At 60.8% G+C, this 11139-nt stretch carries 11 protein-coding genes and 1 pseudogene; 9 read left to right on the top strand and 3 right to left on the bottom strand.

Annotation, left to right across the window (positions count from 1 at the left end; translation table 11 throughout):
* The 4 genes from X760_RS0139520 to X760_RS67710 form a co-directional block, all read left to right on the top strand.
* The coding region (locus X760_RS0139520) for an adenylate/guanylate cyclase domain-containing protein (protein ID WP_031194892.1) at positions 1 to 285 on the top strand (285 nt) is incomplete at its 5' end.
* Positions 286 to 1168: 883 nt separating this feature from the next.
* Positions 1169 to 1597 carry an SgcJ/EcaC family oxidoreductase gene (locus X760_RS67720; protein WP_031194889.1) on the top strand — a complete coding sequence of 143 codons (429 nt, stop codon included), beginning with the start codon at positions 1169 to 1171 and terminating at the stop codon, positions 1595 to 1597.
* 70 nt (positions 1598 to 1667) lie between these two features.
* On the top strand, positions 1668 to 1853 hold the full coding sequence (locus X760_RS67715) for a hypothetical protein (protein WP_156948243.1): 186 nt from the start codon (positions 1668 to 1670) through the stop codon (positions 1851 to 1853).
* 644 nt (positions 1854 to 2497) lie between these two features.
* The gene (locus tag X760_RS67710; RefSeq protein ID WP_023721869.1) at positions 2498 to 4243 is read left to right on the top strand and encodes an adenylate/guanylate cyclase domain-containing protein; all 1746 of its coding nucleotides are present in this window, start codon (positions 2498 to 2500) and stop codon (positions 4241 to 4243) included.
* Between the two features lie 477 nt (positions 4244 to 4720).
* Here the strand turns inward: X760_RS67710 and X760_RS76685 are convergent, their stop codons facing one another.
* Complete coding sequence (locus X760_RS76685) at positions 4721 to 4870, bottom strand: hypothetical protein (RefSeq protein WP_023721868.1); 150 nt, start codon at positions 4868 to 4870, stop codon at positions 4721 to 4723.
* 345 nt (positions 4871 to 5215) lie between these two features.
* A pseudogene (locus X760_RS75430) lies at positions 5216 to 5449 on the bottom strand (LacI family transcriptional regulator); the annotation flags it as partial.
* 295 nt (positions 5450 to 5744) lie between these two features.
* Between X760_RS75430 and X760_RS67700 the strand changes: the two are divergent.
* The 5 genes from X760_RS67700 to X760_RS67685 all read left to right on the top strand — a co-directional run bounded on the left by X760_RS67700 (position 5745) and on the right by X760_RS67685 (position 9906).
* On the top strand, positions 5745 to 6467 hold the full coding sequence (locus X760_RS67700) for an SDR family oxidoreductase (RefSeq protein ID WP_023721865.1): 723 nt from the start codon (positions 5745 to 5747) through the stop codon (positions 6465 to 6467).
* Entirely contained in the window at positions 6464 to 7540 is a 1077-nt protein-coding gene (locus X760_RS67695) for an S-adenosylmethionine:tRNA ribosyltransferase-isomerase (protein ID WP_023721864.1), read from the top strand. Before X760_RS67700 ends, X760_RS67695 begins: the two co-directional genes overlap by 4 nt.
* A 695-nt stretch (positions 7541 to 8235) precedes the next feature.
* On the top strand, positions 8236 to 8844 hold the full coding sequence (locus tag X760_RS0139515) for a DsbA family protein (RefSeq protein ID WP_031194882.1): 609 nt from the start codon (positions 8236 to 8238) through the stop codon (positions 8842 to 8844).
* A 400-nt stretch (positions 8845 to 9244) separates the two neighbouring features.
* Entirely contained in the window at positions 9245 to 9511 is a 267-nt protein-coding gene (locus tag X760_RS67690) for an AbrB/MazE/SpoVT family DNA-binding domain-containing protein (RefSeq protein ID WP_031194881.1), read from the top strand.
* Positions 9508 to 9906 carry a type II toxin-antitoxin system VapC family toxin gene (locus tag X760_RS67685; protein WP_023721861.1) on the top strand — a complete coding sequence of 133 codons (399 nt, stop codon included), beginning with the start codon at positions 9508 to 9510 and terminating at the stop codon, positions 9904 to 9906. The genes X760_RS67690 and X760_RS67685 overlap by 4 nt, the downstream gene beginning before the upstream one ends.
* A 381-nt stretch (positions 9907 to 10287) precedes the next feature.
* On the opposite strand, the gene X760_RS67680 is transcribed toward X760_RS67685, so the two are convergent.
* Positions 10288 to 11136: a carbohydrate ABC transporter permease gene (locus tag X760_RS67680; RefSeq protein WP_023721860.1), complete on the bottom strand. Its 849-nt coding sequence runs from the start codon at positions 11134 to 11136 to the stop codon at positions 10288 to 10290.
* Positions 11137 to 11139: the final 3 nt, after the last annotated feature.

Here is an 11139-nt window from a genome sequence, read left to right as displayed (position 1 = left end):
CGGCAGGCGCAGGGCCTGCCCCGGCTGCCGTTCGGCGCGGCGCTGCATCTCGGCGAGATGCTGTGGGGCAATATCGGCGCGGTCGACCGGCTGGATTTCACCGCCATCGGCCCCGCGGTCAACCTGGTCAGCCGGCTGGAGGGGCTATGCCGGCCGCTCGGCCGCTCGGTGCTGATCTCGGGCGCGCTCGCCGCCGAGATCACCACACCGCTGGTGCCGCTGGGCGAACACGTGCTGCGCGGCATCGCCGCGCCCTGCACCGTCTTCACCCTGCCGGATGCGTAATCGCGGTCCTGCGGGGCGGCGGCGTCAACCGCAGATTTGGTTTAGCTTGATTTTGGCCATCTAGTCGTCTCCGAACGTCAAAAACTAGGAGCAGAATAGGGGCACTCAGACCCACTGCTCCGGACTACTGCCGCGTGCTAGAGAAAGGTCGAAGGCTCAAGAACGCAAGCTAAGTCCTTGCATCGTAGTGTCTTTTCGCATTTTTACTTGCAAACGGCGGACATGAACTTAGACGAAATTGGCGGGCTCTTAGTCGGCTTCCGCCCCCCTTCGGCGTCTGCATCCGGTACGGTTTCATCAAAGATGACCGACCAGACAACATCCATCAGCCTGCGGCGCCTGACGCCAGGATTGTCACTTGGGGGAAGGCCGGACTGGCGCCCTGAGCATTTGTGGCGCAACTGCGACGCATGGCATGTGCATGGAATGGCGCGAAGACACCGTCCTCGGGCAAGGTGCGGCAACGCTATCATGTCACGATGATAGCCATCAATTCGCTCTTCTGCCGTGCAGACTTTGGTCTTCCGCTTGATTGGCGCGAACGCGACTTCCTATTCCAAGCGCGCTCGAATGCTTAGGCTCAGGTTTAAGGTGGCGGCGCATTGCGGTCTGGGCAATCAAAGGTTGAGCCTTCTTCACATGGAGAAGGCTGATCGCCAACGCCGCCATAACGTTCAACGAGTTTTGCGAATCCGTAGGCGAAGGCGGAAAGAAGAGCCAGGATACTATTCGGATGGCCATAGGGGATCGTAACAGGATCCCACATTGGATGTCGCAATTCTTCCGCTGCCGCTAGTGCGTCAATTTGAAATTTGACCTTTGCCGTGTCGCATCCGGTCCCGGCTCCTATATGCTTAGCGGAGGTACGCAGGAGACGTGGGTCATGAGCGTGACGTCTGATAAGCCCGAGCATGTCGCTACCGCTTTTGCGAACGCTTGGAACCGGCATGACATGGATGAGTTTGCGTCTCTGTTCGCTTCCGATGCTAATTTCGTTAACGTCGTAGGTGTTTGGTGGAAGAACCGATCCGAGATCGAAGCGGCGCACCGAGCCACCCATGACACCATGTTTCGGGATAGCCGATTAGAAGGCGATATCTCGTCGGTTGTGGAATTGGCTCCGGGGCTTGCTTCTGTTCATTACACTTGGACGCTAACGGGAGCATTTGCTCCGGACGGCTCCCCGGCCGGGGTTAGGAAAGGCATATTGCTTCTGATTGTCCAAGAAGGGCAGTCGGGATGGCGAATCAAGGTGGCTCAGAACACGGATATTGTTCCAGGCGCAATCGCCCCAGCCGGCTCGAAAGGCTAGCTCGCGTCAACCAGAGGCGGAACAGGGCGTCCGCCAGCGAGCCTGACCACCAATACGTATGCGTGCCGGAATGCCGAATTCGACTGGTTTGATCCTCGTCACCGAGGCCGTCAACGCCACGCGTACCGAATTCCTGGTCTTCGCCAAGGCCCATGGCGCCATGGACCTGAGGGTACCGGCCGAGGTGGGCGTCGTTGCGAAAGTGACTATCCTCGGCTCAGGCAAACTCGATTTCTCCGCCGTGACAAAATGGTGAGCGGCGAAGACATGAAGCCCGAGCGGCTTGACAATAGCCGACTGAGGAAGTCGGCGTGTTTGCCCAATCACATGCAACTAAGGCCATCTTGGCTCAAAGGTAGCCTTTGGCCGAGGTCGGTTCTGAATTGAAGCCGGCCTACATCTATCACGAAGTGAATGGCAGTTTTGCGCTTTAATATCGGCCGCAGAGGCGGATTTGCTTTCGCCCAAAAGCCAGACATCGCAGCTGACCATGCTGAAGGTCGCGCCCGCACCACCTGCCGACCTCAGCACCTCTAAGCGCAAACGTCTGGTGTAATGCCCGATGCGCGCGCTCGCAGGCCATCTCGCTGTTACATCGCCGTGACAAAAGCACCGCCACGGTGGCGTCAACCGGTTACACAGGGCAAGAAATATCTCCGGCCTTCTGGGAGTGACGTGTCAGCGTCTCCAGAGGCTGCGTGGGCGCGGCGACTGGAACGCTCCACGCCTCGCAAGAGGGATAGCGAAACCTCGTGAAGGCAAGGTCGAGCTGCGTTCTGCGCTCTATATCGGCGGCGGGCGGCGACCGGAGAGATGGATACCATGCACATGGGGCGTCTGGAAGTTGGCAGGACACGGACACGGGGCGGCCCGCGTGCAGGCGCTTGGCTGAGCGATGCAATGACCACGCAGCGCCACCTCGCAGCGATCCTGGCTTGCGACGTGGTCGGCTATTCGCGCCTGACGGAGCGCGACGAGCGCGGCACGCTCGAGCGGCTGAAGATGTACCGCAAGGACCTCCTCGAACCGCTGGTCTCTGTGCACCAGGGTCGGATCGTCAAGCTCACCGGCGACGGCATGCTGTGCGAGTTCGCGAGCGTCGTTAACGCGGTGACCTCGGCAATGGCGATTCAGCAGGCCCTGGCAGAACATGAGGCGGAGATGCCCGAGGAAGAGCGGATTCGCTTGCGCATCGGTGTCAATCTCGGCGACGTGGTCTGCGAGGAGGACGGCGACCTCTACGGTGACGGGGTCAACATCGCCGCCCGACTCGAAAGCATCGCCGATGCCGGCACCGTGGTCGTCTCCGGCACCGCGTACGACCACCTTCAGGGCAAGCTCGATTGCGGCTTCAGGCCGCTCGGCAACCTGCGCCTCAAGAACATCGAGCGGCCCGTGCGCGCCTACCGCGTCGAGTCCGACGCCAGCGCCTCGGTGGCTGCATCGCCTCCCTTGCCCGAGAAACCCTCGATCGCGGTCCTGCCTTTCACCAACATGAGCGGCGACCCCGACCAGGAATACTTCGCCGACGGGCTGGTGGAGGACATCATCACGGGATTGAGTCGGGTGAACTCCTTCTTCGTGATCGCCCGCAACTCGTCCTTCACCTACAAGGGCCGGGCGGTAGACCTGCGCCAGGTCGGGCGCGAGCTGGGCGTCCGCTACGTGCTAGAAGGCAGCATCCGCAGAGCAGGATCGCGGGTGCGTATCAGCGGGCAGCTGGTGGACGCGATCAGTGGGCACCATGTCTGGACTGACCGCTTCGAGGGCGATGTGAGCGACATCTTCGACCTGCAGGACAAGGTGACCGAGAGCGTCGTCGGTGCGGTCGAACCGAGCATCCGGCTGCAGGAGATCAAGCAGGCGCGCATGAAACCGACCGAGTACATCAGCGCCTACGACCTCTACCTTCGCGCGCTGCCGCGCTTCTACAGCATGACGCGCGAAGGCTTTGCCGACGTGCGCCGGCTCACCAACGAGGCGCTCAGCATCGACCCTGGCTTCAACTTGGCGAAGGCACTCGGCGCCTATATCCGCAGCCTATCCGTGAGCCAGTGCTGGCACGAGCCCGACGATATCCGAGTCGCCGCGCGCATGGCGCGAGAGGTACTGGCGGAAGCGCGCGACGATCCCACGAGCCTACGCTTCGCCGCGCAGGTGATCGCCTACAGCGCGAAGGACTACGAGATGGCGTTGCGCACGATCGAGCGATCCCTGCTGCTCAACCCCAATTCGGCGCAGGGCCATACGGGCAGCGGCTGGGTGAACGCACATTCCAGCCGCCCGCTCGTCGCCATCGAGCACTTTCACAGGGCAATGCGGCTGAGCCCGATCGACCCCGAGAAGGGCATCGCGCTCTCCGGCATCGGGATGAGCTACCTGATGCTCGAGCGCTACGAGGAAGCGCTGGCATGGGGAGAACGCGCGCTGCACGAGATGCCGAACTACGGCTCCTCGCACCGGGTGGTGATCATGGCGCTGGTCAAACTCAACCGGCTGGACGAGGCGCAGGCGGCGGCGCGGCGTCTTATGAAGGCGTTCCCGACCTACACGCTCACCCTGCAGAGACAGATCAACCCGTGGCTGGACGAGGTGTTCGCCGAGCGTTATGTCGAGGCGCTGGGCATCTCCGGCGTGCCAGAGTGATCGTCGCAGTTGCAAAGATGCCCGGCGAGGCGACGTTCCCTTGACCTGCGTCGCTTCTGGAAGGCCAGTTCTCTGGCGGCTTGTCTTAGGACTGAGCGCGTAGAGCAGCGTGAACAGCCGGCGAGCTCTCCGTTGAATTCGCGTCGAACTTCCGGTTTCGATCCGCTTCTTATAAGGCAACAGGCAACCTCCGGGCGGTTCAGATCCTGCTTGGGCACACCGAGATCGAGAATACGGTTCGCCATCCGGATGTCGAGGTCGGGGACGCGCTCACATCGCCGAGGGAACCGAGATCTGATCACGATGGCCTCTCGACTTCGCGGAGAGGTCATCATGTTCTGAAAAGCCACCGCTCAGTTACGGGGCTCGATTTCCGCAATGCGTCGCATCACAGCCGTTCGGCATGGAAGATGGTCATCCCGAAAACCGCCGGTCCACTGTCGCCCATCAATGGCGGAACTATGCGGCGTTGAGGCGCTAGGCGAATTTGCGCCTCGTCTCGGCGGTTGAGACGAGCTCTGCTACTTCCTGAAAGCGGTCGCTAGCGGCGATCACAAGCCAGATCCGGCCGAGCACCCAGAGGGAAAGCGCCCACCGGAGCAGCAGCCAGAGATGCGGTGTTGGCATTTTCGGGCCCCCTGAATCCGGCCCGGCTGAGTTTGATGGAGAAGTTCGAACAGGCGCCAGGCATTAATCGGCAGCAGCACCAGTTCCATCAGGCTCAGGGTAGGCTGCCGATGAGGGGCGCCATAGGCGGCAAAGCACAAACAGCTCAGCACCGCCGTTATGCGCAGCCACAGCATGGCTTCATTGAGGCTTCATTGAGTAGGTGAGAACGGCGAAGAAGCTTCCGAGGAAGCCGATCGTCTCGGTCCAGATCATGATCATATTTCTTTGGTTGAGTGAAGCCGGTGGGCCTTGGTCAGCCGGAGAAGCCGCCGTCATCGAGAAAACGTCTCCGCGTCCGCCGTTCCTCTCCTGGTCGCGGCTGGCACTGACCACGACCGAGCATTGGCCCCGGCTGCGCACATGTCCCTCAAAAGTCTGCGCCATGGCGGAGAAGTAGCGATTGTCGTGGATGGGCGGCATCAGTCCGACCAGGCCCGATCGCGAGCCTCCCAAGCCCCGCGCCTGCAGATTGGTAGTGTACTGGTGGCGTTCGGCGAGGCTGAGAATTGTTTCCGCCGCCGCAACCCGATGGCGCTTGCACGGCGACACGCTTCCTTCACCGGCCTGATAATCACGGTGAACTCGGAGCCGATCGCCTCGATCGACAGCCAATACGCGGCGTCAAGACGATAAGGCGATCCGGCTCGGCATGATCGCGGCTGCGCTTGCGCCCGTTCCGGCCCGCTCGCATGCGATCAGCCCGCTGGCCGACAAGGCGAAGGTGCGCCTCGATACGTGAGTCTGGTCGGCATCGATCCACGGAATGAATGCTTGACCTCAAGTTAACTTCAGCTTGTACCAATAAGTTGTACGGATTGAAGGAGTATCGTCAATGCTGACCAACATTGATCTTCAGGGACTTCGTGTAGCAGTCACCGGCGGCACGTCCGGCCTAGGACTGGCCCTTGTCCGGCAGCTTGCCAGAGAGGGTGCGTTCGTCGCCTTCGTTGCCCGCACTGCCGCGAACGTCGAACGCATCGCTGACGAGACGGGCGCACATGGCATCGTCGGCGACGTCGGCAAAAAAGACGACATCTACCCGATCGCGTTGCAGGTCACCGCGAGCCTAGGCGGGCTCGACGTTCTGATCAACAATGCGTCGAGCCTCGGGCCCGTTCCACTGGCGCTCCTTGCCGATACCGAGTGCGAGGAGCTGGAAAAAGCGCTCGCGGTCAACCTCGTCGGCGCGTTCCGGCTGACGAAAGCACTGTTCGGTGCACTTGCCGCGTCCGCGCGCGAGGACCGTGGCGCGCTGGTGATCAACATTTCCAGCGACGCGGCGGTGAACGCTTATCCCTGCTGGGGCGCGTATGGTGCGAGCAAGGCCGCTCTTGCTCACCTGACGGCGATTTGGGACGAGGAGGCGAAGGCCGACGGCATCCGGCACCTCGCGCTCGACCCCGGCGATATGGACACCCCGCTGCACGCGCTGGCGCTTCCTGACGCCGATCCGTCGACATTGAAGCGTCCCGACCTGGCTGCTGCCGAGATCATCGAAAAGATGCTCGATACGCTGCCGGCCGGCGCAACACTTCTCGCCGAGACACGCGGATGATTGCCGCCGACCGTCCGGATCGGCGCGCCGCCAGGCTGTTCGTCGTCGAGGCGGACGGCACGATGCGCGACCTGCCGCGAGCTGGACTCGCGACGCTGTTCAACCCCGGCGATCTGGTCGTCGCCAATGACGCCGCGACCTTGCCTGCCAGCTTGCTCGGCACGCATGTCCCAAGCGGTGAGGCGATCGAGATCCGCTTGGCGGGCTGGCTGTCACTTCCCGATCCAACGCGCTTCGTAGCGATTGCCTTCGGCGCGGGCGATCACCGGACGCGCACGGAAGACCGGCTGCCTCCACCTCCGCTGTCACCAGGCGATCGCCTCCGGCTCGGCTCGCTTGACGCCGTCGTCGAGCGCCTTCTCGACCATCCACGCCTTCTCGAGTTGCACTTCCCAGGCAACCGCGCAGCGGTGCTTGCAGGACTGGCGCAGCACGGCCGGCCGATCCAATACGCGCATGTTCCCGAGCCGTTGGCACTGTGGGATGTTTGGACGAAGATTGCCGCCGGGCCGGTCGCGTTCGAGGCGCCGTCGGCAGGCTTCGCGCTCGACTGGCGCACGCTCCAAGCCTGGCGTCGGCACGACGTTGGCTTTGCAACACTCACGCATGCTGCGGGCGTCTCTTCCACCGGCGATCCCGCGCTCGACTCGCGCCTTCCCTTCGACGAGCCATACCGCATCCCTGGGCACACCGCGGCGCAGGTCGCGCGGGCGAAGCTGCGCGGCAGCCGCATCATTGCGATCGGCACGAGCGTAGTGCGCGCACTTGAGGCAGCCGCCAATCCCGGCGGCAATGTGCGTGCCGCAAATGGCATTGCGACAGGGCGCATCGCGCGGGGCACCCCACTTCGCGTGGTCGATGCGATTCTAACAGGCGTCCACCAGCCCGGCGAAAGCCATTTCGAGCTGCTGCGCGCCTTTGCCGACGATGCTCTGCTCGCCAAGGCCTCCGCGGCCTTCGCCGAGCACCGATATCGCACGCATGAATTCGGCGATTCCATGCTGCTCAATCGCCAACGGCTGGATCGATCGCGGACAGAACAGGAAGTGCGCGAGACGAAGCCTCTACTCTAGGCGATCCGATGATCTTGGATTTCCAGGGCTTTCGAAAACGACATTTTGATTAAGTAATTCATCTAAAACAACTATTTCGACACTAGTAACTTCGACTCTAGGGGTCCGGAGTTCGAATTTCGTCGCCGGGAGTCACGCGCGAGCTGCGGCTGAGACGCGGAAAGGCCCGCGCTCTGTGCCGCGGTGATCGTCACGTCACCAATGCCTATTCGCCGCGCCAGGGTGAGCCGGGAGCGACGATGGCGGTATTCAAGTTGACGCTAATACAATATTGCCTACGCTCCAACGTTGGGCGATAGTGTGCGTCGGGAGACAGGAGGCTATAGTTGGCTTTAGCTTAGACTTTGCCCAATCACGAGAGAATACCTTGCAGCTCGTGAACCGGCTCAAGGCAGCAGCTTGTGCTTCAGCCTAGGCGGAAGATGCCAGGTGGATCGTCTCTTCCACTGTAACGTTGCGTGGTTGGGAAGCAATTCGGCAAGCCTTTTCACAGAACGAAGACAGGGATCTCGCTTGCGCAATACAGGAACTCAGCAATTACCCTGATGTTTGGGCAGGATGCCTTCGATGCGCCATGACCACCAGGAAACTGGGAGGCGACGCGTGAAGTCTTGGTAAGGGCAGCTGGCAGCGTAGTGGTGGCGTCGACGATCGCGTGAACGCCCGGGCTCTAGACAGTGTCGAGGAGACAGCGGATGAGGCAACTCGAATTTTTCTATTTCCTTGGGAGTGGTTATGCATACCTCTCCGTCATGCGTATCGGCTCTTTGGCGAGGGACGCTGGCATTACCGTCAGATGGCGTCCATTCAATGTCCGCACCGTCATGGCGGAAAACAACATTGCGCTTCGCTCGCAGACCGCCAAGGTCAAATACATGTGGCGTGACGTGCAGCGCAGGGCGCGAACTCACGCGCTACCCTTCGTAACTGCGCCCATCTGGCCAACCGACCCCGACCTTCTGGCCAACAGGGTTGCGATGGTCGCCGCGGAAGGCGGCTGGTGTGAGGACTATTCAATCGAGAGCTTCAAGGCTTGGTATTTGGAGGGCGTGGCCCTCGGCGACAGAGCCCACCTTGAACACGTGCTTCGGCCACTCGGCAAAGACGTGGATGCGGTGATCGCTCAGGCCAACGCACCCGCCGCCCACGAGCGGCTCAAGATGGAAACCGATGCGGCGCGCGAATACGGAATTTTCGGTTCGCCTGCGTTCGTGGTAAATGGCGAAATTTTTTGGGGAGACGACCGGCTCGAAGAAGCGCTTTCTTGGGCAACCGGTCGGCATCGGTTGCAAGATGTCCATTAGCACGGAAGTGCGCGAGCCCCTTGGATCCGCCAATCGTGGCTGACCTGCCCTGTTTGTCCGCTATGAGCGAATTCGCCAAGGTGATGGTCGTTTCTGGCCGGCGGCGGAAAATCTGAAGAAGATCGCAGAGCAGATGGAGGGCAGCGGTCCAGACCGGCCGCAACGTCGAAAAAGCTATCTCGAGATACTCGAAGCGACCGTTCGTGATCCACTCGACGTTGGGAAATCAACGAATCTGCCGAACTAGGGGGCGAGAGCGAATCCACAGTGCCTGGCGGCTTTCTAAACGGCAGGAATGCGATTCTGTCGCCGCATGGACGCCGAGCTTGGCCCCGACGATCTGCATTGATAATAATGCAGATTTGCATTATCTTATTGCGATGAACAGGAAATGTTTAATATGACAACGTTGACAGTGACGACAAGGGGACAGGTGACGTTCCGCAAGGACGTGCTGCAACATCTGGGCATCAAGCCGGGCGAGAAGATCGAGCTTGATCTGCTGCCCGACGGTCGGGCGGAATTGAAGGCGGCACGGGCGAAAGGGTCATTCCGGGACCTCCACGGCTTCCTCAGAGGCAAGACGAACGGCCAGGTGCTCAGCATCGAGGAGATCAACGAGGCGATAGCGGAAGCGGGCGCCGCGGCCGGGTCCGGCAAGGAATGAGGGTTACGGCCGACACGAATGTGCTGCTGCGCGCCTATGTCGCCGATGATGAGGGGCAGGCGGCCGTTGCCGTCGACCTGCTGGCCAAAGCGGACATCGTGGCCGTGAGCTTGCAGGCCTTGTGCGAGTTCGCCTGGGTTCTGGCCAGGCAATACCAGACAGAGCGCGAAAATATTGCCGCGGGGATCCGGGCGTTGCTGAACACCGCGAATGTTGTCGTCAACCGGCCGGCAGTTGAGGCAGGGCTGTCAGTCCTCGATGCCGGCGGCGATTTCGCGGACGGCGTGATCGCTTTTGACGGCGGCTGGCTTGGCGGGGAGACTTTCGTCTCGTTTGACCGGAAGGCCGCCAAACTGCTTTCGGCGCAGGGACAATCCGTACAGCTTCTTTCCTAAGTTTTCCGCGGTGGTCTTTCGCACTGCGCTGTCGCGTCTGTTAGAGGCTGCTGCGAGGAATCGAATTCTGTTTGTCCCGTGCCACAATCATCTAGGTGCGGCAGGCAGGAGAGGCAGGTGCCAAATCTGATTGCGCGTGCCGGGAGTGCAGCTTTCCATAGTGAACTGTGCGCCGTCATGCGCGGTCAAGCATAGGCCGGAAGCACGACTCCTAAGTTGGCCGCCAGTATGATCCCAGCGTTGATTGCTTCCCTGCTGGCAGGAATGGACGATCACGTTCGAACCGGGTAGCCGGGCATTGGGGGTGTTTGTGTTCAGCAACACCATTCCGGCCAATCCCTCAACGGGATGACGAGAGCGGCGAACTGGGAGTCCAGCCGCTCAGATCTTCACCGACCCGGCGGCCAAGCCCGCGAGGAAATAACGCTGTGCAATCAGATACAGGATCAGAAGCGGGAGCGATCCCAGCACGCTCATCGCCATCATCTCGTTCCATTCGAACGCATGTTGGCCCATTAGCAACTCGATACCGATTGGAACGGTCCGCATGTCTGTCGACTTCGTCAAAGTGAGCGCAAAGAGGAACTCATTCCACGCCAATAGAAACGTATAGACCGCAGTCGCTACGATGCCAGGCACTGAAAGAGGGATAACCACACGCCACAGCGCTGTCCAACTTGACCCCCCATCGACCAACACCGCCTCATCGAGTTCCCTTGGCAGGGTATTGAGGTAGCCCGTCATCAGCAGAATTGCGTAAGGCAGGGTGAATACCATGTAGGTTAGAATCAGCGCGAAGTAGGTGTTGAAAATACCGAAGGCGACGACCATGCCGAAATAGGGAATGAGAAGTGTGATTGGCGGGACGGTCTGTGTGCTGATGATAAAGACGTTGAGCGTATTCTTAAAACGGAATGAATAGCGGCTGAAGCCATAGGCCGTAAGAACGGCGACCAGCAGCGTCAGAAGCGTTACCACTCCCGCGACGAGATAGCTGTTGAGAAAGAAGCGCACCTTGACCGGATCATTGAAGATCGAAAGGTAGGCTACGTTGGTGAAATGGTCGGGCAGCAGCCGCGGCGGTAGGGCAAAGATCTCGGTGTTTGATTTCAACGAAGTGAAAAACATCCACAGGATGGGAAAACCTGCAAAGACCAGACCGGCCGCGAGCCCCAGATATGTCAGTACGGTGGGCAATACGGTGTTTTTGAAAGAAGAGCGCTTTGCCATTGC

The sequence above is a fragment of the Mesorhizobium sp. LSHC420B00 genome (genome assembly GCF_000503055.1).
In the GTDB taxonomy this organism is placed as follows: Bacteria; Pseudomonadota; Alphaproteobacteria; order Rhizobiales; family Rhizobiaceae; genus Mesorhizobium.
Note: the sequence above shows the minus strand (reverse complement) of the source record. Positions and strands in the feature narration are given on the sequence as shown.